General features: G+C 72.2%; 17 protein-coding genes and 1 pseudogene. 15 read left to right on the top strand and 3 right to left on the bottom strand.

All coding sequences use genetic code 11. The features are described 5' to 3' along the window. Positions 1-623: 623 nt before the first annotated feature. A pseudogene (locus tag ACZ7DY_RS18945) lies at positions 624-1,509 on the top strand (IS5 family transposase). A gap of 30 nt (positions 1,510-1,539) precedes the next feature. Here ACZ7DY_RS18945 and ACZ7DY_RS18950 read toward each other — a convergent pair. Next, entirely contained in the window at positions 1,540-1,950 is a 411-nt protein-coding gene (locus ACZ7DY_RS18950) for a RidA family protein (protein ID WP_471136606.1), read from the bottom strand. Positions 1,951-2,339: 389 nt separating this feature from the next. Then, entirely contained in the window at positions 2,340-2,966 is a 627-nt protein-coding gene (locus tag ACZ7DY_RS18955; protein ID WP_471136608.1) for a ScbR family autoregulator-binding transcription factor, read from the bottom strand. A 1,399-nt stretch (positions 2,967-4,365) separates the two neighbouring features. Between ACZ7DY_RS18955 and ACZ7DY_RS18960 the strand changes: the two genes are divergently transcribed. The 3 genes from ACZ7DY_RS18960 (at position 4,366) to ACZ7DY_RS18970 (ending at position 8,916) form a co-directional block, all read left to right on the top strand. Next, complete coding sequence (locus ACZ7DY_RS18960) at positions 4,366-4,539, top strand: acyl-CoA carboxylase epsilon subunit (protein ID WP_471136723.1); 174 nt, start codon at positions 4,366-4,368, stop codon at positions 4,537-4,539. 207 nt (positions 4,540-4,746) lie between these two features. Next, complete coding sequence (locus ACZ7DY_RS18965) at positions 4,747-6,291, top strand: acyl-CoA carboxylase subunit beta (protein WP_471136725.1); 1,545 nt, start codon at positions 4,747-4,749, stop codon at positions 6,289-6,291. A 1,797-nt stretch (positions 6,292-8,088) separates the two neighbouring features. Then, a complete protein-coding gene (locus tag ACZ7DY_RS18970; RefSeq protein WP_471136610.1) occupies positions 8,089-8,916 on the top strand; it encodes an AfsR/SARP family transcriptional regulator in 828 nt (275 codons plus the stop codon). A 91-nt stretch (positions 8,917-9,007) separates the two neighbouring features. Here ACZ7DY_RS18970 and ACZ7DY_RS18975 read toward each other — a convergent pair whose 3' ends face one another. Continuing rightward, positions 9,008-9,130 (bottom strand): hypothetical protein, encoded by a 123-nt coding sequence (locus ACZ7DY_RS18975; RefSeq protein ID WP_471136612.1) that lies wholly within the window; start codon positions 9,128-9,130, stop codon positions 9,008-9,010. Between the two features lie 379 nt (positions 9,131-9,509). Here ACZ7DY_RS18975 and ACZ7DY_RS18980 point away from each other — a divergent pair, with 379 nt between their 5' ends. The 11 genes from ACZ7DY_RS18980 to mvk all read left to right on the top strand — a co-directional run bounded on the left by ACZ7DY_RS18980 (position 9,510) and on the right by mvk (position 22,319). Beyond that, positions 9,510-10,331: an AfsR/SARP family transcriptional regulator gene (locus ACZ7DY_RS18980; RefSeq protein ID WP_471136614.1), complete on the top strand. Its 822-nt coding sequence runs from the start codon at positions 9,510-9,512 to the stop codon at positions 10,329-10,331. A gap of 415 nt (positions 10,332-10,746) precedes the next feature. Then, positions 10,747-11,703 (top strand): aromatase/cyclase, encoded by a 957-nt coding sequence (locus ACZ7DY_RS18985; RefSeq protein WP_471136616.1) that lies wholly within the window; start codon positions 10,747-10,749, stop codon positions 11,701-11,703. A 1,854-nt stretch (positions 11,704-13,557) separates the two neighbouring features. After that, positions 13,558-14,616 carry a type III polyketide synthase gene (locus ACZ7DY_RS18990; RefSeq protein ID WP_471136618.1) on the top strand — a complete coding sequence of 353 codons (1,059 nt, stop codon included), beginning with the start codon at positions 13,558-13,560 and terminating at the stop codon, positions 14,614-14,616. Positions 14,617-14,816: 200 nt separating this feature from the next. Then, positions 14,817-15,353, top strand: a complete 537-nt coding sequence (locus ACZ7DY_RS18995; RefSeq protein WP_471136620.1) for a cupin domain-containing protein — start codon at positions 14,817-14,819, stop codon at positions 15,351-15,353. A gap of 5 nt (positions 15,354-15,358) precedes the next feature. After that, complete coding sequence (locus ACZ7DY_RS19000; protein WP_471136622.1) at positions 15,359-16,489, top strand: DegT/DnrJ/EryC1/StrS family aminotransferase; 1,131 nt, start codon at positions 15,359-15,361, stop codon at positions 16,487-16,489. A gap of 29 nt (positions 16,490-16,518) precedes the next feature. Beyond that, complete coding sequence (wrbA, locus tag ACZ7DY_RS19005; protein ID WP_471136624.1) at positions 16,519-17,142, top strand: NAD(P)H:quinone oxidoreductase; 624 nt, start codon at positions 16,519-16,521, stop codon at positions 17,140-17,142. 213 nt (positions 17,143-17,355) lie between these two features. Then, positions 17,356-18,567, top strand: coding sequence for a methionine adenosyltransferase (gene metK / locus ACZ7DY_RS19010; protein WP_471136626.1), 1,212 nt, complete (start codon positions 17,356-17,358; stop codon positions 18,565-18,567). Between the two features lie 228 nt (positions 18,568-18,795). Next, a complete protein-coding gene (locus ACZ7DY_RS19015) occupies positions 18,796-19,791 on the top strand; it encodes a PfkB family carbohydrate kinase (RefSeq protein WP_471136628.1) in 996 nt (331 codons plus the stop codon). Beyond that, the gene (gene metF, locus ACZ7DY_RS19020; RefSeq protein WP_471136630.1) at positions 19,788-20,696 is read left to right on the top strand and encodes a methylenetetrahydrofolate reductase [NAD(P)H]; all 909 of its coding nucleotides are present in this window, start codon (positions 19,788-19,790) and stop codon (positions 20,694-20,696) included. The genes ACZ7DY_RS19015 and metF overlap by 4 nt, the downstream gene beginning before the upstream one ends. Positions 20,697-20,754: 58 nt before the next feature. Next, entirely contained in the window at positions 20,755-20,904 is a 150-nt protein-coding gene (locus tag ACZ7DY_RS19025) for a hypothetical protein (protein ID WP_471136632.1), read from the top strand. Positions 20,905-21,311: 407 nt separating this feature from the next. Beyond that, on the top strand, positions 21,312-22,319 hold the full coding sequence (mvk, locus tag ACZ7DY_RS19030; protein WP_471136633.1) for a mevalonate kinase: 1,008 nt from the start codon (positions 21,312-21,314) through the stop codon (positions 22,317-22,319). Positions 22,320-22,438: the final 119 nt, after the last annotated feature.

A 22,438-nucleotide genomic window follows, 5' to 3' on the forward strand; every position in this document is an offset into this window, starting at 1 on the left:
GTACGGCTCGGAGCCACCCGTCTCTCTCAAGTAGCGCACCTGGGAGGTCAATTGGTGGACGAAGGCCGAGGAACCCGGAGCCGGGGGCTTGTGTGTGTGGGGGCTGGCAGGACTCCGGTGCCGTCTGACCTCGTGCGCGCAACGTCTGCTCCCTGCCGTGTAGTTCGAGGTTCCGATCTGAGTGGCGGTCCTGGTCCGTGGCGGGAGGCGTGTGGTGGTTCCGCGGGGTGGGGCAGGGGTACGACTCCGGGGTCCGCCGGGCTCGTGGAGGACGTCGGTATCGCGGGCGAGGCCCCGGGAGGAGTCCCGTGGCCCGGGCTCATGCTCCTTGAGGGGGTGGCCAGAGGTGCCGGCGCCTGGGGCTCCTGCTCCGGTGCGGGAGTGGTCCGTTCAGCCGCCGGCCGTCCCGGCCCCGAGTCGGCCGTCCCGGCTCCCGAGTCGCCGTCCCGTCTGGCCAGGGAGCAGCCTCGTGTCCGCGTGGGCAGGGAGCCCGAATTGGGATCTGCCTGAGCGACTCGGCGAGTTGCTCGGCCGGGCGGTTCGAGGACTTGAAGGAGGAAAGGGGCTGAGGCGTGTCCGGTGGATCTTGTGATCGTTGTGGTCTTGGGGGTGTTGGCTTGGTCGTGGGGTGGGGAGGTTTGTTGAATGCGGAGTGGGTTGGGTTGAAGCCGTATCTGGTGGTGTCTGGGAGGTGCGGCGGGGGTTGGGTCGGCCGCTGCGGGATCATCAGCGGGATCTTGCACCGGTAGGGTGCTGGGGCGCCCTGGCGGGATCTGTCCGCCTGTTTGGGTCGCTGGAGGGCCGTGTGCGAGCGGCTTGGACGCTGGTCGGTGGAGGGTAGATGGGGCAGGGTCTTCGCGGCCGTGCTGGCCGGCGCCGACGCGGAGGGGCGCGTCGACGGGTCGATGGAGCGTGGACGCCACCTCCTGTCGTGCCCGCCGGTATGCCGCCGGGGCGTGCAGGACAGCGCTGCGAGTGCGGGGGAAGGCGCACGTGCGTTCCCCTCGGCGGCATCGCTCTGTTGAGGGACTCGGACGTTCCCGGGGCGGTCTGACCTGCAAGATCCGTCTCGCGGGTGAGGGCGGGTGCCGCCCTCTGGTCATGTTGATCACTCCGGGTCGGTGGGGCGACGCCTTACAGTTCATCCCGGTCATGGAACGCATCCGCGTCAGTCGCCGGGGTGGGGGGCATCTGCGCACCCGGCCCGACCACCTGGTCGGCGATGAGGCGTACTCGTCCCGCTGCGTTCGTCGCTACCTGCGACGGTGCCAGGTCAAGCACACCATCCCCGAACCGAAGAACCAGCAGGCCAGCCGTCATCGCGGCGGCAGCAGGGGCGGCCGGCCGGCCGCTTTCGGCAAGGAGATCTACGGGCGCAGGCACGAGGTTGAGCGGACGATCAACGTGTTGGAGACCTTCCGGGCGGTGGTCATGGGGTTCGGCAAGAGGGCCTGCATCTTTCACGGCACCGTGATCGTCGCGGCAATGCGCCTGTGGCTTGGCTCCTGAATTCGCCGAAGAGCCTGTAAGTACCCAGGGTCACGGAATGAGTCCGATGGCCTCAATCTCGATCATCCACTCGGGGTTGGCGAGTGAGGAGACCTCCACGAACGTCTCCGCGAGGTGGGGCTTGTCCGGGAAGTGTTCCGCGCGCAGCTTGGCGAAGATGTCCTGCTGCGCGATGTCGGTGACGAACACGGTCGCCTTGACCACCTCGGCGAGGCTGGAGCCCGCGTTCGTGAGGACCGTCGACAGGTTCGCGAGCGCCTGACGGGCTTGCGTCTCGAAGTCCCTAGCGCCGACCGTGGCTCCCTGGGCATCAATCGGCGCCTGCCCTGAGGTGAAGACCAAGTTCCCGACTCGGACCCCGAGCGATATACCGGCCGCCTCGTACCAGTCGGGTTCCGCAGAGACACGCACGCGCTCGGCGGCAGGCCGTGTAACGGACATGCTGCTGACACTCCCTCAAAACTGTGTACATGGAGCCGGGCAGCTGTGATCACCCGGCTCGATCGTCAGCCGCGAGATTCTGAGATTCATTCCCGAGGGCTTGCAAGTTCGCCTCGGCGCAGCTCGGGTGACAGTCGCCCACCTGCGCGAGCGAGCCGCGTCCCAGACAAGATCCGCCGGAGACGCCCTCAGGTTGTGGGTCGGCTTTCGGGGGTGGGGTGGTTTTGCCTTGTGGGTTCTGAGGGTGTGGCCGGCGTGTTGTGCGTCCTTTTGGTCGCCGAAATTGCGCGCTGTTTGTTGGGCCCTTGGGGTGGGGTGGTGGTTTGTGTGCTGTGTGTGGCTTGGGTGGTGGGGTTGGCGCTTGGCTGGGTCGGGTTGTTGGGGGTGTGTCAGTGGGGTTGTTGGGGTTGGGGGGTGGGGGTGTTGTTGTGTTGGGGGTGGGTGGGTGGGAGGAGGAGTTGGCAGAGGGTGGTGAGGGGGGTGGGGGTGTGTGGGTGGGGGTTGGTGTGGGTGAGGGTGGCGTGGCCGATGGTGGTGGCGACGATGGTGTCGGTGAGGGCTTGGGGGGAGATGTGGGTGGGGAGGGCGTGGTGGTTGGCGGCGTGGGTGACGGTTTGGTGGATGCGGGTGTGCCATGCGTGGCGGAGGTCGTGGGGGGTTTGGGGGGTGTGGGGGGTGGTGTCGCAGCTGAGGCGGAGGGCGGCGCGTACGACGGTGTCGTGGTGGAGGAGGTGGAGCATGCGGTGGGAGAGGTCGATGAGGTGTTGGAGGGGGTTGGTGGGGTTGGGGGGTGTGGTGTCGGCGGTGTGGTGGAGGGTGTGGGTGGCGGTGTGGGTGATGGCGTGGGCGAGGGCGGCTTTGTTCTCGAAGTGGAAGTGCAGGGCGCCGCGGCTGACGTGGGCGCCGGTGCTGATGTCCTCGAGGCTGGCGCGGGTGTAGCCGTGTTGGTCGATGAGGCGGGCGGCCGAGAGGATGAGTGCGTTGCGGGTACGGGTGGCCCGTTCCTGCTTGGTCACTGGTGACTCCCGTCGAGAATGGTTTCCGCTGAGCGTATAAAACCAACTTGCCGGTTTGATCTCCAGAGGTGGGGCGGTTCCGGTTGCCGGGCCGGGGTGGGGGTGACGTGTTCCGTTTGCGGGGTCCGGGGGTGGGTGGGCGGGTCACCTCGGTGGGGGTGCGGGGGTGGTCGGCTCTGCGGCTGTGGGGAGGGCGTGCGTGTGGTTTGTGGTCTGGGGCGGGGTGTGTGCCCGTGCCCGCCTTGGACCCTCCCGGGTGGGGGTGGCTGGCTCTGGTTTGACGGTTGAGCCCCCGGCCCTGCTCGGGCCAGCCGTCCTCATCCACCTGCCGCGCGCTTGCCGGTGGCAGCCAGCCGGGCGGCGCGCTGCCCCGGATCGCCCGCGCCCGCCTGGCCCCAGCTGGTCCGCCTGCGCCCCCTGGCCCTAGGGCGCGCGTTGGTGTGCCGTCCTCTCCTGGCCCGCCCGCTCCGCTCCGTTCCGCTCCGTGCTGTCCGGCCGGTGTTCGCCGGTGCCGCCCCGCGGTGCGAGGCGCCGCTGCCCGGCCTGGCCGGCCGTCTTCATCCGCCCGCCGCGCGCTTGCCGGTGGCAGGCAGCTGGTCGGCGCGCCGCCCCGGATCGCCCGCGCCCGCCTGGCCCCAGCTGGTCCGCCTGCGCCCCTGGCTCCAGGGCGCGCGTCGGCGCGCCGTCCTCTCCTGCCGCCGGCTCCGCTCCGTTCCGCGCTGTCCGGCTCGCGCTCGCCGGTGCCGCCCCGCGGCCCGGGACGCCCCTGCCCGGCCCGGCCAGCCTTCCTCATCCGCCGTCGTCCGTGTCTGCCGATCGCAGTCCGTGTGTCGGCGTGTCACGCTTTCTCGGCCCGCCGGTGCTGGCCCCGGCCCGGATGGCCCCCGGCTCGGTCCGGCCGACCAGCCCCCATCCGTCCTGCCTGCCGGGCTGAGGGAGCAGGTCCTGGCCTCCGGCTTGTCTGTGGCCCAGCTCGTCTTCACCGGGTGGGCGGCGCCTCGTCCTTTCGTGGCAGCGGCAAGCACGGCGGCGCCAACGGTGCCCGTTGCGCCTGTTGGCCCCTGTCCGCCCGGTGGTGCGACGCCCGGGCCCGGCCGTCCGGCCTGGCCCGGTCCGGGCCGGACGGTGCTGGTCTGCTGGTGTTGTCCCTGTCCCGGCTGGCGGCCGGCGGCGGCAGCCTGCCTGGTGGTGTGTCGTCCTCGCCCGGCTGGCCGGGGCCGGCGGTTGGGGTGGTCGCTGTCTGTGCTGGTGGGCGTGTTTGGCGCGGGTCTGGCCGGTGGTGGGTTTGGGTGTGCTCCAGGGAGATCCGAGCCTGTTTTGAGCTGGGCGGTCGAGCGTGGGCGTGTTCGGGAGGGGTGGGGTTGTGGGTGGTGTCGGGGGTGGTGCGGCTTTGTTCCGGGTGGAGCGGGGTCGGGCCAGTGATGAGGAGTTGGCTGCGGTGGCGGTGACGTTGTTGTCGCTTGCTGTGGTGGGGCGCGCTCGTGTGGGTGGTGCGGGTGGGCAGCGGCGGGTGGCGTCGTGGTGTCTGCCGGGGGCGGGGGGTGTCTACCGGGCGCCGCACAGCTGGCGGTGACCCCCCAACCCCCTTCTTTCTTTTTCTTTTCCCGCCTCGCTCCGCCTTGCCCCCTCGCCTCGGGGCGGGGGTGGGTGGTGGTGTGAGTGGTGTGGCGGGGTGTGGTTGAGGGCCGGTTGTGTGCCGGCCGGGCTGTTTGATGAGTGAAGGGGGAGTGTGGTGGCGACGGTGACGGGGCCTTCCGCGTTGGATGCGGGGCCGGCTGATATGCGGGGCCGGGTGGCGGAGTTGGCGGCGATCCGGGCGCAGGCGCTGGCCGGGCCGGGTGAGCAGGCCAGTCGGGCGCAGCACGCCAAGGGCAAGCTGACCGCGCGCGAGCGGATCGAGCTCCTGGTTGACCCGGGTTCGTTCAACGAGGTCGAGCAGTTGCGCCGGCACCGGGCCACCGGCTTCGGCCTGGAGGCGAAGAAGCCGTACACCGATGGTGTCATCACCGGCTGGGGCACGGTGGAGGGCCGGACGGTCTTCGTCTACGCGCACGATTTCCGGATCTTCGGCGGGGCGCTGGGTGAGGCGCACGCCACGAAGATCCACAAGATCATGGACATGGCGATCGCGGCGGGTGCGCCGCTGGTCTCGCTCAACGACGGCGCCGGCGCCCGGATCCAGGAGGGCGTCTCGGCGCTCGCCGGTTACGGCGGCATCTTCCAGCGCAACACCAGGGCCTCGGGCGTCATCCCGCAGATCAGTGTGATGCTCGGCCCGTGCGCGGGCGGCGCGGCCTACTCGCCGGCGCTGACCGACTTCGTGTTCATGGTCCGTGAGACCTCGCAGATGTTCATCACCGGCCCCGACGTGGTGCGTGCGGTGACGGGGGAGGAGATCAGCCAGAACGGGCTGGGCGGCGCGGATGTGCACGCCGAGACCTCGGGCGTGTGCCACTTCGCCTACGACGACGAGGAAACCTGCCTGGCCGAGGTCCGCTACCTGATCTCGATGCTGCCCTCCAACAACCGCGAGAACCCCCCGGCGCATGAGTCCGAGGACCCGGTGGAGCGGCGCTCCGACGTGCTGCTGGATCTGGTGCCGGCGGACGGCAACCGCCCCTATGACATGGCCAAGGTCATCGAGGAGCTCGTCGACGACGGCGACTTCCTGGAGGTCCATGAGCGGTGGGCGCGCAACATCATCTGTGCGCTGGCGCGGCTGGACGGCAAGGTGGTGGGGATCGTCGCCAACCAGCCGCAGGCGCTGGCCGGTGTCCTGGACATCGAGGCCTCGGAGAAGGCCGCCCGGTTCGTGCAGATGTGCGACGCCTTCAACATTCCCATCGTCACCCTCCTGGACGTCCCGGGCTTCCTGCCCGGGGTGGACCAGGAGCACGGCGGGATCATCCGGCATGGTGCGAAGCTGCTGTATGCGTACTGCAATGCCACGGTGCCGCGGATCTCGCTGATCCTGCGCAAGGCCTACGGCGGTGCTTACATCGTCATGGACAGCCAGTCCATCGGCGCGGACCTCACGTTCGCCTGGCCGACCAACGAGATCGCCGTCATGGGGGCGGAGGGCGCCGCGAATGTGATCTTCCGGCGGCAGATCGCGGCCGCGGAGGATCCTGAGGCGATGCGGGCGCGGATGGTCAAGGAGTACAAGGCCGAGCTGATGCATCCCTACTACGCCGCCGAGCGCGGTCTGGTCGACGACGTCATCGACCCGGCCGAAACCCGCGAGGTCCTCATCAAGTCTCTTGCGATGCTGGGGTCGAAACATGCTGATCTGCCCTCGCGCAAGCACGGCAACCCCCCGCAGTAACACCATCCTCGCCCCCTCGGGTTCTGGGTCCGGCTCCCCCTGCCCGGGCGGGGGTGCCGCTGCGTGAGCGGCTCCCGGCCGCCCTCCTCATTCCGTGCCGGGCGCGCCAGTGTTTGCCTGGGGTGTGCTCCGTTTTTCCCGCGGGGGGGCCTTCTCGGTCTGTTGTGGAGAATGCCGTGCATCGCCTCGTTCCGGAGCCGGTCGGTGCCGTGTGCCCGTCTGAGCGGTGCGCGGCCCCCACTTCGTCAACCGTCCTGCTGTGCCTGCCTAGAGGCGGGTGCCGCCGGTGCCCGGTCGGGCCGGGGCGGGACTTGGCTGTGGCTCTGGGCCGGTTCCGGTTGGCGGCCGGTGCCGTGCGTGGGTGCGGGGGGTGGTGGCGAGGGGTGGCTGTGGTGCGGGAGCACGGTTGTCCGCGGTGCTCGGTGGCTGCGCCCGCCCTGGCCCGGCACCTGCGGGCACAGCGGCAGCACTCCCAGCCCGTGTGGCCATTGGCGCCGCAGGGGCAGGCCCGCAAGGCGTCGGGCGGGGGGGCTGTCTCCGCCAGAGGCGATCGGAGCAGCCGGTACGCCCCTGCCGGCCCGCCGGTTGGCGGCGGCCGTCGCTGTCGGCGTCGACCGCCCGGCGGTCTACTGCCGCTGAGATCACCCCGGTTGCTGCGGGAGGGCTCTGCGGGAGTGTTTGGCGGCCTTCCGGCCTTCCGGCCTTTCGGTGGGGCCGGGGCCGCCCAATCCCTATGGCGGGCTCCACGCCCCGGCAGCAGCCGCCCTGCCCCCCCGGCACCGGGGCGCCACCCCGGCCACGGGGCCCCGCAGAGCCCAAGTCCCCCTGGGCGCAGGGCCTGCTCCCTGCGGGAGTTGCCGGCTGCCGCCTCCGGCGGCTCGGGCGCCCCTTGTCCCTTGTCGGGGCCGGCCCGCAACTCCTGCCCAGCGGGAGCTCTGCCCCGGCAGGAGTTCCGTCTCCTGGGAGGTCTCCAGTGGTTCGCCGTCCCTGCCCACTGTCGCCGTCCCCCTTGCCTGGTGCGTACCCCGCCCTCTTCGCGCCAGCGCCGTGCCGGCCCCGGCAGACCCCGTACCCCTCCGGTAGCCCCCGCGTGGGCTGCGGCGAGCACGCCCAGTGCCCTGTTCGGTGACGTCTCGGTCGTGCAGGCCGCGGTGGCCTCTGCGGGGAAGCTGCCGGTCGTCGAGCGGGCAGGGCCTCCAGTGCGGCCTCGGGTCCCCGTCGGCAAGGCGAAGGCGCCGCGCGGGCGGTACCGGGCCAGCCCCGCGCCCGGGCCCACCCGCCCGCACCCCGGCCCCCCGGGTGCCGAAACCTCCCCCCCGGCCCTGCCCCCTCCCGGCTTTCCCACGCCTTGCCGGTACGCGCCCGGCCCCGCCCGCCCCGCGCCGGGGCCCGGCGCGACCCCGTACTGTCCCGTCCGTTCCGTCGCGTCCCGGCACGAAGGTGGGGGACTGGAAGCTGTTCCCGCCAGTGTGTTTTCACCACCCGGAACGTCTTCCGCCCCCGCGGAAACGGCCTGCTCCGGCTGTTTCTTCGGGGTGGCCGGGGCCGGTGCGGGCCCGTCCGGGCCCGCAGGTGGCGAAGAGGAATCCGCCGGTTTCTCCCCGCGCCCGCGTGACCTGGGATTTCCTCAAGGTCCACTCAAGAAACAGCAGGTGGGACGCCTGAGGACCGGTCGGGCACAGCTATAAACCAGCTATGCGGTTTTGTATTGACAGGGCCCCGAGGATCTATTTGAATTCGGGACGCGGTGGGGGACCGCCCCCGCGAGCGGCATTGACCACCTTGCAGGGGGACGCTGTGGACATCGAGGTACTCGGCGCGCTGGCGGTGCGGGAGAACGGCCGGTCCATCACACCCACCGCCCCCAAACCCCGGCAGGTGCTGGCGCTGCTGGCCCTGCACGCCGGCCGGATGGTCCCGGTGGCCGCCCTGACCGAGGAACTGTGGGGGGCCGCCCCGCCGCGCAGCGCCCGCACCACCTTGCAGACCTATGTGCTGCAGCTGCGGGAGCTGATCGCCGCCGCCCTGGACCAGGACGCCGCCACCGGCGCCGGCCGGCAGCGCCGCACCGCCAAGGACGTGCTGGTGACGATGCCCGGCGGCTACCTGCTGGCCGCCGGCACCGGCCACAGCGACGTGCGGACCTTCGAGGAACTGGCCCAGCTGGGCTGCCGGGCCATGGACGGCGGGGACTACGCCGGCGCCGCCCGCCAGCTGCGCCAGGCCCTGGCCCTGTGGTCGGGCACCGCCTTCGCCGACGTACAGGCCGGCCCCCGCCTGGAGATGGAGATCAAACGACTGGAGGAGAGCCGGCTGTGCGCCCTGGACCGGCGCATCGAGGCCGACCTGCGCCTGGGCCGCCACCGCGAACTGCTGGCGGAACTGACCGTCCTGGTCAACGGCTACCGCACCCACGAGAGCCTGCACGCCCAGTACATGCTCGCCCTGCACCGCTCGGGACGGCGCGGCGAGGCCCTGCAGGCCTACCAGCGGCTGCGCACCACCCTCGTGCACGACCTGGGCCTGGAGCCCTCCGCCCGGCTGCGGCGCCTGCAGCGTTCCATCCTGAACGCCGGACACGACTTCACCGCCCCCGCCGCACAGCGCCTGGCCCCCACCGGGTAGAGACCCCGGCCACGCGCCCCGCCTGCCGCCCCCGCCCCGGCAGCACCGGCACCCCACCCCCCCCCCACACGGCCCGCCCGGGCCCCCAGCCTCACCCGAACACCTGTTGTACCTGAGCCACCTGCTCCACCCGCGCCGCCTGTTCCATCTGCTCGGCCCGTTCCACCCGTTCTGCCTGTTCTGCCCGTTGGATCTGTTCCACCGCACCGTTCACTCGATCGCCCTTCCCCCCACGCGCTCGCCCTGGCGGCGAGAGCAGTGGGCGAGCGCGTGTGCCGCTCGCGGCGCCCCACCGCCGCCGGCCCGCTCTGCCCTGCACCTGCCCGTGTGACGTGACCGGAAGGCGAGGAAGAAAAACGTTCCCCCGTACGCCGTGTGGACTTCACCCCAGCCCACGCGCACCCGGCCCGTGTGCGGCCTAACGTGCGGGCCAGGGACCAGGCCTGACGACCCCTCACCCGATGGACCACGATCAACGGACGACGACGAAAGACGGACGACGGCGAAAGGAGGACGCCCCGCGCACCACCGCCACGACGCCCGCGGCGTCGGAATGCAGTCAAGACATAACTCGACGAGTACGGAGGAAACCCATGAAGATACAGGTTCTGGGTCCGTTGAGCGCCGAGGTCAACGGGGGATCGATTGTTCCGACGGCGAGCAAGCCGCGGCAGATTCTGTCCCTTCTTGCCCTCTACCCCGGACGGGTGATGCCCGTCCCCACGCTCATGGAGGAACTCTGGGGCACCGAACCGCCCCAGAGCGCGCTCACCACCCTGCAGACATACATCCTCCAGCTGCGCCGGCATCTGGGGACCGCACTGGGCCCCGACGCCCCCGATACGGCCAAGGAGGTCCTGGCCACCCGCCACGGCGGCTACCTGATGCAGATACCCGCCGAGAGCGTGGACGTGCACCAGTACGAACGCCTGGCCACCGAGGGCCGGGCCGCCTTTGAGACCGGCGACGACGCCACCGCCGCCGACCGCTTCCGCAAGGCCCTGGCCCTGTGGCGCGGGCCCGCACTGGTCGACGTGCGGGTCGGGCCCATCCTGGAGATCGAGGTCATGCGCCTGGAGGAGAGCCGCCTGGGCACCGTGGAGCGGCGCATCGACGCCGACCTGCGCCTTGGCCGGCACTCCGAACTCATCGCCGAACTGACCGAACTGACCGCCCGCTACCCCCAGCACGAGGGACTGCACTCGCAGGCCATGGTGGCGCTCTACCGGTCGGGCCGGCAGGCCTCGGCCCTGGAGATCTACCGCAAGCTGCGCCTGCGGATGATCGAGGGCCTGGGCGTGGAGCCCTCCCCGCAGGTCCAGCGCCTGCACCAGGCGATGCTGGCCGTCGACCCGCAGCTGGACGTCGTGGCCGGACCGCGGCGCAGCTCGACCTTCGACCTCTACGCCGCCTGACACCACCAGCAGCACCGGTACCACCGGTACCACCGGTACCACCGGCTCTCCCGGTACCTGGGCATCCGGCACCCGGGCGTCGCACCGTGACGCCCGGCGCCCGGGTGCCCGGGTACCGCGGGGCCTGGCGCCTTGATGCCTTGGGCCCGGGCTCCGGCGCCTGACGCCCGGGCTCCGACACCGCAGGCCCTCGGGCCCTCGTGCCCGGGGTTCCGGGGTCTGGTGTGTGGGGTGTGGGTGTGGGCCGACGGTGTCGCTCTCGCGTCCGTCTGGTTCCCGTGTGCCGGGGACCAGGCGGACTCGAGCGGTTGTGGGGCGCGCATCGAGCGCGGCGGGACACACTGCACCCACATCCCGGCCCCCACGCCGGACCCACGCGCGCGCAAGCGGCGCGCGCCGACAGAGAGGGGCCCCGGTGCCCGGTGAGCGCATCCACCGGCTCTCGTACACGGCCGAGGTGGCCGCACCCGCGGGAGTCACCTACGCGTTGATCGCCGACCCCGAGCGGTGGCCGCTCTACCTGCCCTACAACGCCCACGTCCAGCGCCTGGACTTCGACGGCACCCATGAACGCCTGCGGATGTGGGCGCTGGCCGAAGACCAGGTCACCTCCTGGACCTCCCGCCGCGTCCACGACCCCGCCCGCCGGCGCATCACCTTCTGCCAGGACCTGCTCATGGAACCGGCCACCTCCATGTCCGGCACCTGGAACGTGCAGCCCCTGGCCCCGGGCCGCTGCCGCCTCACCCTCGAGCACGCATTCACCGCCGCACCCGAGCGCCCCCAGGACGCCGCCTGGATCGAACGGACCACCGCCACCCACAGCCGCTCCACCCTGGACAACCTCAAGTTCCTGGCCGAACGGTGGATCCGCCTGGACGACCTGGCCCTGTCCTTCACCGAGTCCACCCGCCTGAGCGGCCCGCCCGAACTGGTCTACGGCTTCCTGTACGACGTGGCCGGCTGGCCCGGCCGCATCCCGCACGTACGCCGCGCCGACCTGGAAGAACCCCGCCCCGGCGTGCAGAAGGTCACCCTCACCCTGGCCGGCGCCGACGACACCACCCGCACCGAGACCGGCATCCGCATCTGCTTCCCGCACGCCGGACGCATCGTGCACAAGACGACCACCCCCCGCCCGCTGCTGGCCGCGCACTGCGGCGAATGGCTGCTCCTGCCCGACGCGACGGGAGTGACCGTCACCGCCCAGCACCACGCCCTGATCCGCGAGGACGACATCGAACGCGTCCTGGGCGCCGGCGCCGGCCTGCCCGAGGCCCGCCGGCGGCTGCGCGAAGAACTCGGCCACGAAAGCCGCCAGACCCTCCACCTGGCCCGCCGCCACGCCGAGACCGCCATCCGCACCCTCTGACCCCGCCCCCCCGCCAACCCCCTGCACCCGCCCGCACCACCAGCCCACCCCCCCCCGGGGGCAGGGGAGAGCGAAGGGGCAGGGCGCGCCCCGACACGGGCCTGCCCGCCGGGCCCCCGGCCCGCCTCGCGTACGCCCGACCGTCCCGCCCCGCCCCGGCCGTGACCCCAACCGGCCCTCTCCGCACCGCACTTGGCCACCTACCCCAGGACCCTCCCCGGACCGGCCCCACGCGACGAGCCCCCTCCGCCGCGCCCGCCGCGCGTTGGCCCCGTCGACCAGGATTCCAACCCCGCTTGCTGGTAGGCGAGTTGAGACCCTGGAACCTCCCGGGGGATCGCCCAAGGCTGCCCGGCGCCGCTCCCCGTCGGCCCCCGTATCCGCCCAGGCCAGGGGTACCGCGCACCGAACTCCCGCGCAGACCAACCCTGTTGCGCCCTGGCCCGCCACACCCTGTACTCCGCTCCGCGCCTTGTCTTCGTGACCTACGTCACTTCCGGAGGCTCTTGGTGTGGGGACGGTATCCGTGTCACTATTTCCGCACGACTTCCCTGCCCAAAACCGGTTCACCGGTACCGGGTTGCGGTGCGAGTGTCGTATCTCCCACCCCGTACGGGCCATGCCCAGTCCATGCCCCTGCGCCGCTGGCTTTCTTCCTCCTTCCGTGTTTTCCCGCCCGCATGCCGTGACGTTTGGCGCCTGGCGTCTGACGCCCGCGGGCCGCGCGCCCCGGAGTGTGCCCCGGGGCGGGTGGGCGCCGAACCCAACTCCCGTGTGACGGTGATGAGTTGGCGTCGAGCGCCCTTGCCCTGCCCGCCGCGAACCCGCCGGCCCGGCCTCCCTCGTCTTTCTCCCCGCCCGTGCGTGCCCGCGCCCGCCACGCCGCGCGCACGATGACTGCCCCACCGCCGACAACCGCCGGCATCACTGGCGCCGTCGTCATGTCGGCCGGCCGGTGCCGCATGTGTCCGCCGGGCCCCGGGCGGGGGAGTGGCACCCCGGCCCGGCCGCCGAGCCGCGGTGACCCGCCACCGCGCACCACCCCGCGCCTCAGCGCCTCCTGCCCCGCCCGGGCGGCGCGCCACGCTGCCCCACGCCCACTGGCCAGCCCGCCCTGCCCGGCACCGCCTCCGCGCACAAGGCCCGGGGAAGCCTGGGCCAAGCCAACGACGTGGCCCCGAACCTCCCGGGCAGCAAGGCCTACGTGAGCGACTGCACCGGCAACCGCGTGGCCGGGGTGGACCTGGCCGACAGCACCGCCCGCCCCCATCAGGGGTCGTCGAGGGCCGGAGTGCGTACGCGCACAGCACCTCGTACTGGACCTGCCGAACGCCAAGCTTTTACGTCACCGCCGGCCGGCCCACGCCCGCCACCGCGCACGCGTCCCGCCCCACGCCCGCCGCCCTGCCACGCCTGCCAGCCGGCCAGCTCACAGCCCCGCCCCCGCCCCGCCCGGCACGTCCGGCCACAGGCTCCAGCTCTCCCCGGCCCCGGTTCCCCAGCCTCAACTCTGCCCGCCCCCGGCCGGTGTACCAGCCACCAGCCCTCCAGCCCCACCAGCCCCCCCTTTTGTGTGTGCCCTGCCGGCTCGCCGGTTCAGGGACCTGCCGGCCCCGGCGTCCGCATCACCGTGCGGGCGGGGCCGGTGCCCGTGATCCGCATGCCCGCCGCCCCGCAGCCGACCGGCACGGGGGCGGGGGCAAGGCGGCACGGCAGACCGCCACAGCGCCTCTGCCCACCTGCCACCTGCCCTGCGCCGGTCTGCCCGCCCGGGCGGGCGGCGTCACAGGTATCGCGCGAACGTTCGCTTCTTCACGTGCAGAAGGCAGACTCTAGAGAAAGTGGATTCCCGATATGCCTAGGCTATGCAAGCCGTCAGTGCGTGTGCCCGAATACGTCATCACAGCGGAAGAGACGCTGGAATTCGCCGAGAGGGCCCACGCCGGAAAGCCGCAGCTTCCCCTGGCGCTTCGACTGATCCGCAACACGGGGGTGCTGAAGCGGCATATCGTCCAGCCCATCGAGAAGACCCTGCGCCACCCGGGCCTGACCGAACGCAACCGGATCTATGAGGCCGAGTCGAAGAAGCGCTGCCCCGAGGTCGTCGAAGAGGCCCTGGCCAACGCCGATGTGACGGCCCAGGAGATCGACGCGATCATCTACGTGTCGTGCACAGGCTTCCTGATGCCCTCCCTGACGGCCTGGCTCATCAACAAGATGGGCTTTCGCTCCGACACCCGCCAGATCCCCATCGCCCAGCTGGGCTGCGCGGCGGGCGGAGCGGCGGTCAACCGCGCCCACGACTTCTGCGTGGCCCACCCCGGCAGCAACGTCCTGATCGTCTCCTGCGAGCTGTGCTCGCTGTGCTACCAGCCCGACGAGGACGACATCGGCTCGCTGCTCTCCGACGGCCTGTTCGGCGACGCGGTCGCGGCCGCCGTGGTGCGCGGCACCGGCGGCACCGGCATCGAACTCCAGCGCAACGCCTCCTACCTCATCCCGCACACCGAGGACTGGATCTCCTACGCGGTGCGCGACACCGGCTTCCACTTCCAGCTGGACCGCCGCGTGCCGGGCACCATGGAGCCGCTGGCGCCGGTGCTGCGCGACTTCGCCGCCGCCCACCACTGGGACGCCAGCAACCTGGACTTCTACATCGTCCACGCCGGCGGCCCGCGCATCCTCAACGATCTGGCCAAGTTCCTCGACGTCGACCGCAAGGTGTTCCGCCACAGCTGGTCGACGCTGACGGAGTACGGCAACATCGCCAGCGCCGTCGTCCTGGACGCCGCCCTGCGGCTGTTCGAAGAGGACACCCCGATGCCCGACGCCACCGGCCTGATCGCCGGCTTCGGCCCCGGCATCACCGCCGAGATGGCCCTGGGCGTCTGGGCCGGCGACAGCGCGCTCTGAAAGCGCCGCACGCCGCACGCCGCACGCCGGCCGGCCGCCGCCGGCCCGCCCCCGCCACCCGGCGGCCCCTCCCAGAACACCTCCCAGGCGCCTCCCAGGCGCCTCGCAGGCGGCCACCCGGCGCCTCCCAGGCAGCCACGGCACCTCCCAGGGCGCCTCCCGGGGCAACTCGTAGGGCAACACAGAAGGAAACGGATCACATGACCGGTCTGATCGTCCCGCCCGGTGGGGGACGGAAGCTGATCACCAAAGCGCAGGAAGTGACCTTCAAGGCCACCCACGCGCACGGCTCCTCCATCTCCATCTTCGAGGTGGTCGTACCGCCCGGCTTCGACGTCGGCGCGCACGTGCACACCCATTCCCAGGAGTTCTTCTACGTCCTGGAAGGGGAACTGCAGCTGCTGGCCTTCGAGCCCCAGCAGCGCACCGCCGCCAACTGGCACGAGTGGACCTCCACCGGCGGCGACAGCGTGGTGACCGCCACCGAGGGCGCCTGCATGTTCGTGCCGCCGGGCACCCCGCACGCCTTCCGCAACGCCGGCCACAAGCCCGCCCGGATGCTGTTCCAGAGCTACCCCTCACCCGACCACGAGCAGTACTTCGAGGAAATCGCGGAGATCTGGTCGAGCGGCACCGCCGTGGACCCCGCCGCCGTGGAAGCCATGCGCAAACGCCACGACGTCAGCCAGATCACCCCCCTGCGCTACGAGCCGCCCGCCACGGGCAACGGGAAGTGAGCACCATGGACAGCATCCCTCTGGTCCACGCCAGCCTGGGCGAACAGGAACTGGCCGCCGTCGCCGAGGTGTTCGCCTCGGGCTGGCCGGCCGGCCAGGGCCCCAAGGGCAAGGCCCTGGAGGCCCAGCTCAAGGAGCGCTACCAAAGCGGCGACGCGGTCGCCGTCAGCAACTGCGGCGCCGCCCTGCACCTGGCACTGCTCGCCCTGGGCGTCCAGCCCGGCGACGAAGTCATCGTCGCCGACTACACCTTCCCCGCCCCCGCCCACGCGGTGCGCTACCTCGACGCCGTCCCCGTCTTCGCCGACGTACGGCCCGACACCGCCACCGTCGACCCGCAGGCCGTGGCCGACCTCATCGGCCCGCGCACCGTGGGCATCATCGCCGTGGACACCGTCGGCCTGCCCGCCGACTACACCGAACTGCAGGCCATCGCCGACCGCCACAACCTCTTCCTCATCGAAGACGCCGCCTGCGCGGTCGGCGCCACCTACCAGCAGCGCCCCGCCGGCGCCCTGGCCGAGGTCGCCTGCCTGTCCTTCCACGGCCGCAAGGGCGCCACCAGCGGCGAGGGCGGCGCCCTGCTGGCCACCGACCCCGCGGTGGGAGCCGACGCCCGGCTGCGCTCCTCCTTCGGCATCGGCAGCATCTTCGACCAGTCCAAGGTCGTGGGCCTGCCCATCCCGCAGTTCACCGAGATCGGCTACAACTTCAAGCTCTCCGACATCGCCGCGGCGATCCTGCAGGTCCAGATCGGCCGCATCGACGAACTCCTGGAACGCCGCACCACCGTGGCCGCCGCCTACGGCCGCCTGCTGGCCGATGAGGAACTCCTGACGCTGCCCCAGGTGCCCGCCGACCGCACCCACGCCTGGCAGTCCTACCTCGTCAGACTCGACGACCGGGTGGACCGCGCGGCCCTCGCCGCCGACCTGCGCGGCCAGGGCATCGGCTGCGGACACGGCACCTGGGCCACCCACCTGCAGCCCGTCTTCGAGACCAAGCAGACCTGCCCCGTCTCGGCCGACCTCTTCGCCCACCACCTGGCGATCCCCATGCACGCCGAACTCACCACCGGCCAGGTCGAACGCGTGGCCACGGCCCTGCGCACCGCCCTGCGCACCCACCTCAACTGATAACGGCCAACGGATTTAAGGATGCGGTTGTGGAATCTGTGAACGTCGCCATCATCTACTACAGCGCGATGGGCAACGTGCATGCGCTGGCGCATGCCGCCGCCGAAGGGGCCGAGAAGGCCGGGGCGCAGGTGCGCCTGCGCCGGGTGGCGGAGACCGCACCGGCCCAGGCCGTGGCGGCCAACCCGGCCTGGGCCCGCTACCGCGAGGAGCACCAGGACGTGCCCCAGCCCGCTCACGAGGACCTGGAGTGGGCCGACGCGGTGCTGTGGGGCACGCCGACCCGGTTCGGCAACCCGGCCAGCCAGCTGCGCGCGTTCATGGAGACCACCGGCCCGCTGTGGGTGCAGGGGAAGCTGGCGGGCAAGGTGTACTCGGCGTTCACGGCCAGCAACACCCCCCACGGGGGCCAGGAGTCGACGATCCTGGCGCTGGCCAACAGCTTCTACCACTGGGGCGGGATCATCGTGCCGCCCGGCTACACCGACCCGATCCAGTTCAAGGCCGGCAACCCGTACGGCACGTCGCACGTGGTGGGCACGCCGGGTGCGCAGCAGGCGCCCGGCGAGGTGACGCTGCAGGCCGCCCGCTACCAGGCCCAGCGGGTGGTGGAGGTCGCAACCGCCCTCAAGGCCGGCCGCCCCGCCGCCTGACCGGGCCCCCGCCCGGGGCCCGCACCGGCCTGAACCACCCACGCCCAGAGGGAAAGCGGGCACCGGACAGCCGGGCCCGGCTGTCCGGCTGTCTGCGGCAGCCCCGGCCGGCCCGCCCATCCACCCGCTCGTCCCGCCCGCTCGTCCCGCCCGCTCGTCTAACCCGTTTGCTCGCCCCGTCCGTTCGCCCGTCCGCCGCTGCCCTGGAGGGTCATGTCCCGCCGCCTGTTCACCTCGGAGTCCGTGACCGAGGGTCATCCCGACAAGATCGCCGATCAGATCAGTGACGCGGTGCTGGATGCGCTGCTGGGCCAGGACCCTGCTTCGCGGGTCGCGGTCGAGACGCTGATCACCACCGGTCAGGTGCACATCGCCGGTGAGGTGACCACCACCGCGTATGCCGACATCGCCTCGCTGGTGCGGCAGAAGATCCTGGAGATCGGTTATGACTCCTCGGCCAAGGGGTTCGACGGGGCCTCGTGCGGGGTGTCGGTGTCCATCGGCGCCCAGTCGCCCGACATCGCCCAGGGCGTGGACGCCGCCTATGAACACCGTGTCCAGGGCGATGAGGACGCCCTGGACCGGCAGGGTGCGGGTGATCAGGGGCTGATGTTCGGTTACGCCACCGATGAGACGCCGACCTTGATGCCGCTGCCGATCGAGCTGGCCCACCGCCTCTCCCACAGGCTCAGCGCGGTCCGCAAGGACGGCACCGTCCCCTACCTGCGGCCCGACGGCAAGACCCAGGTCACCATCGAATACCAGGGCAGCCGCCCGGTACGCCTGGACACCATCGTCGTCTCCTCCCAGCACGCGAGCGACATCGACCTGGACGACCAGCTCACCCCCGACCTGCGCACCCACGTCGTCGAACACGTCCTGGCCCAGCTCGCCCAGGACGGCATCAAGCTGGACACCGACGGCTACCGCCTCTTCGTCAACCCCACCGGCCGCTTCGAGATCGGCGGCCCGATGGGCGACGCGGGCCTGACCGGCCGCAAGATCATCGTCGATACGTACGGGGGGATGGCCCGTCACGGCGGCGGCGCGTTCTCCGGCAAGGACCCCTCCAAGGTGGACCGTTCGGCGGCGTATGCGATGCGCTGGGTCGCCAAGAACGTCGTCGCGGCCGGGCTCGCGGCCCGCTGCGAGGTCCAGGTCGCCTACGCCATCGGCAAGGCCGAACCGGTCGGCCTGTTCGTCGAGACCTTCGGCACCGCCACCGTCGACGCGGAGAAGATCGAGACGGCCATCGGCGAGGTCTTCGACCTGCGCCCGGCCGCCCTCATCCGCGACCTGGACCTGCTGCGCCCCATCTACGCGCAGACCGCGGCCTACGGTCACTTCGGCCGCGAACTGCCCGACTTCACCTGGGAACGCACCGACCGCGCCGAGGCCCTGCGCAAGGCCGCCGAAGCGGGCTGAGCACCACCGCGCCCCGGCACCCAGTCCCCGGCACGAAACCCCCGGCGCCGCACCGTCCCGGCGCCGGGGGCGCTGGGGCCGCGCCCGCCGCCCCCGGCCCGCCGATCGCCGATCACCGTGTGCCGATTGCCGTGTGCCGTCCGGCATTTGGCGTCTGGCGTCTGGCCTCTGGCGTCCGCTGTCCCTGGCCGCACCTGCCGTCCCAGCTCCGAGGGAGTGCTTTTTCCCGTGCGTATCGCCGTGACCGGATCGATAGCGACCGACCACCTGATGGTCTTTCCCGGACGCTTCGCCGAGCAGCTGCTCGCCGAGCAGCTGGAGCGCGTCTCCTTGTCCTTCCTCGCCGACCGGCTCGAGGTGCGCCGCGGCGGCGTCGGGGCCAACATCGCCTTCGGCCTGGGCCTGCTGGGCCTGCGCCCACTGCTGATCGGCGCGGCCGGCCTGGACTTCGCCGAGTACGGCGCCTGGCTGCGGGCCCACGGCGTGGACACCTCCGCCGTCCACGTCAGCGACACCCTGCACACCGCACGGTTCGTGTGCACCACCGACCAGGACCAGAACCAGATCGCCACCTTCTACGCCGGCGCCATGGCCGAGGCCGCCCACATCGACCTCGCCACCGCCCTCACCCCGGCCCCGGCCCCCGCCCCCGGCCCGGCCCTGGTCCTCATCGGCGCCGACGACCCCGCCGCGATGCTGCGGCACACCGCCGCCGCCCACCGCCTGAACCTCGCGGTGGCCGCCGACCCCTCCCAGCAACTGGCCCGCCTGGACCGCGACCAGGCCCGCCAGCTGGTGAGCGGAGCCCGCTGGCTGTTCGCCAACGAGTACGAGGCCGCCCTGCTGCTGGAGCGCACCGGCTGGAACCACGCCCAGCTCCTGGAGCGGGTCGGCACCTGGATCACCACCCTGGGCCCGGCCGGGGCCGTGCTGGCCCGCGCCGGCTGCCCCCCGCTGACCGTCCCGGCCGTCCCCGCCGGCACCATCGCCGACCCCACCGGAGCGGGCGACGCCTTCCGCTGCGGATTCCTGGCCGCCACCGCCTGGCAGCTGCCCCAGGAACGGGCCGCCCAGCTCGGCTGCGCCCTGGCCACCACCGTCCTGGAATCAGTGGGTACCCAGGAGTACAAACTCATCCCCGCCGACCTGCTCGCCCGCATCGAGCAGACCTACGGACCAGGCGCCGCCCGCGACCTGCACCCACGACTCGAGCCGGCCTCATGAGCCGCGCCCTGCGCGACCTCATCACCGGCGCCGCCCCCAGCTTCTCCTTCGAGTTCTTCCCGCCCAAGAGCCCGGCCGCGGCCCGCTCGCTGTGGCAGACCATCCGCCGCATCGAAACCCTTGCCCCCGCCTTCGTCTCGGTCACCTACGGCGCCGGGGGCTCCTCCCGCGAGCGCACCGTGGAGGTCACCAAGCGCATCGCGGCCCAGACGACCCTGCGTCCGGTCGCCCACCTGACGGCGGTCGGGCACTCGGTGGCCGAACTGCGCCACATCATCGGCCAGTACGCCGACGCCGGTGTCCGCGACGTCCTGGTACTGCGCGGCGATCCGCCCGGCGACCCCAGCGGCCCCTGGACCCCGCACCCCGACGGCTTCCTCCACGCCCACGAACTGGTGCGCCTGGTCAAGGAATCGGGCGACTTCAGCGTCGGCGTCGCGGCCTTTCCCGAACGCCACCCGCGCTCACCGGACTGGGACAGCGACATCCGCCACTTCGTCGCCAAATGCCGCGCCGGCGCCGACTACGCCATCACCCAGATGTTCTTCAACGTCGAGGACTACCTGCGGCTGCGCGACCGCCTGGAAGCCGCGGGCTGCACCACCCCGGTCATCCCCGAGATCATGCCCGCCACCGACGTGCGCCAGATCAGCCGCTTCGCCCAGCTCAGCGGCGCCGCCTTCCCCGAAACCCTGGCCCACCGCCTGGAAGCGGTCCGCGACCAGCCCGGCGAAGGCCACCGCATCGGCGTGGAACACGCCACCGCCATGGCCCGCCGCCTGCTCGCCGAAGGCGCCCCGGGCCTGCACTACATCACCCTCAACCGCTCCACCGCGGCACTGGACATCCACCGCGAGGTCACCGGCACACCCCGCGTGCCACCCGGCCTGGCGACCCACCACTGACACACCCCCCGCGCGCCCTCAGGACGCCGGCCGGCGCACCACCGTGCAGGAGGACCCCGTGCAGGACACCCACGAGGAGGACACCAGGCCGCGCCGGAACGACCCACCAACCCCGGCCCCGGCCCCCGCGCCCACCCCGGCACTGCGGCTCGCCGGCATCGACGAGGACGACACCTTCGAACCCCACGTCGTACGCGGCATCGACTGACCCGCCCCACCCACCCCGCCACACCCAGGCCGCATCCCACCCCGGGGTGTGACCCACGTCACTTCGGGGTGCTCTAGGCGGGAGGGAACCGTGCGTGTCACTATTCCGGTGCGTCCCCCCTGCCCAAAAACCGCCGCACGGCAGGGAGTTGACCACCGCTCACCGGCCCCGCCGCCCGCCACACCGCGCCCTGCCTTTTCTCCCGCAGCCCCGCGCCTCGTGCCCGCCCGAGCGCCGCGCTGCGCGCACCCGGACACCCGGCCCTATGGGGCAAGGCGGCCCCGCGATGCCGGGCGCCGGTGTCCTTTCTCCGTCTTTCCCGCGTCTTCCCTCGCTCTTTCGCTTTTTCCTTCCTCACAGTCTGGATGACGCTCTCCATGCAGAAACGACCAAGGGAGCTGAGTACGTTGACGTCACCGACCTCGGCGCAGGGAGCCTCACCCATCCGCCGGGCCGGCTCGGTCGGAGTCGGCCGCGCGCACGCCAAGGCCGTCCTGCTGGGAGAGCACGCGGTCGTCTACGGCGCCCCGGCCCTGGCACTGCCCGTGCCGCAGCTGCCGGTCACCGCGAGCGCGGGCTGGTCGGGCCGGGCCCCGGGGGAGGACGGCGACGTGTCCTTGACGATGACCGGCTCCCCCTCCCGGCCGGTGGCCACCCAGGCCACCGACTGGCTGCGCCGGCTGACGGCCGAGTTCCGCGCCGGCGCCCAGGTGAGCGACGACATCCACCTGGACGTGATCCTGGACTGCGCGATTCCGCCCGGCCGCGGCCTGGGCTCCAGCGCGGCCTGCGCCCGTGCCGTCGTCGTCGCCCTGGCCGACCTCTTCGCCCGCGAGGTCACCCCGCAGAGCGCCTTCGACCTCGTCCAGGCCGCCGAGAACCTCACCCACGGCCGCGCCAGCGGCGTCGACGCCACCGCCGTGGGCGCCAACGGCCCGCTCCTGTTCCAGCAGGGGCACGCCCAGGAACTGCCCGTGGGCTGCGAGGGGCTGTTCATCATCGCCGACAGCGGCGAGGTCGGCCGCACCAAGGACGCCGTCGCCCTGCTGCGCGAAGGCTTCCGGCGCCACCCCGGCGCCCAGGAACGGTTCGTGCGCCGCGCCACGGAACTGACCGACGAGGCCCGCCACGCCCTGGCCGAGGGCAAACCGCAGGAACTGGGCACCCGCATGACGGACTATCACGAACTGCTGCGCGCCGCCGCGCTGAGCACCGCGCGGCTGGACGCGCTGGTGCACGGGGCGCTGGAGGCCGGCGCCCTGGGCGCCAAGGTCACCGGCGGCGGGATGGGCGGCTGCATGATCGCGCTGACCCCTTCCGAGCGGGCCGGCGCGGTCACCCGCCGCCTGCACGCCGCCGGCGCCGTGCAGACCTGGGTCCTGCCGCTGAAGGCGGGCACCGTCCACGCCCGGTGACCCGCACGGGAAAGATGCGCCGATCCCGGTGAACTGATGCGGGCGCATGTGCAGTTGGAGCGCGAGACCAAGACGGAAACGGTGGGTGTGTAGGGCATGTCCGGTGGTTCGGGGATAGG

Source organism: Streptomyces sp. NPDC037013, assembly GCF_055607265.1.

What these genes read in the sequence shown, in the direction of transcription:
- metF (WP_471136630.1), top strand. Translation starts at nt 19,788, where the DNA reads ATGAGCCGCGCCCTGCGCGACCTCATCACCGGCGCCGCCCCCAGCTTC.
- metK (WP_471136626.1), top strand. Translation starts at nt 17,356, where the DNA reads ATGTCCCGCCGCCTGTTCACCTCGGAGTCCGTGACCGAGGGTCATCCC.
- ACZ7DY_RS18990 (WP_471136618.1), top strand. Translation starts at nt 13,558, where the DNA reads ATGCCTAGGCTATGCAAGCCGTCAGTGCGTGTGCCCGAATACGTCATC.
- ACZ7DY_RS18980 (WP_471136614.1), top strand. Translation starts at nt 9,510, where the DNA reads ATGAAGATACAGGTTCTGGGTCCGTTGAGCGCCGAGGTCAACGGGGGA.
- ACZ7DY_RS19000 (WP_471136622.1), top strand. Translation starts at nt 15,359, where the DNA reads ATGGACAGCATCCCTCTGGTCCACGCCAGCCTGGGCGAACAGGAACTG.
- ACZ7DY_RS18950 (WP_471136606.1), bottom strand. Translation starts at nt 1,950, where the DNA reads ATGTCCGTTACACGGCCTGCCGCCGAGCGCGTGCGTGTCTCTGCGGAA.
- ACZ7DY_RS18995 (WP_471136620.1), top strand. Translation starts at nt 14,817, where the DNA reads ATGACCGGTCTGATCGTCCCGCCCGGTGGGGGACGGAAGCTGATCACC.
- ACZ7DY_RS18965 (WP_471136725.1), top strand. Translation starts at nt 4,747, where the DNA reads ATGCGGGGCCGGGTGGCGGAGTTGGCGGCGATCCGGGCGCAGGCGCTG.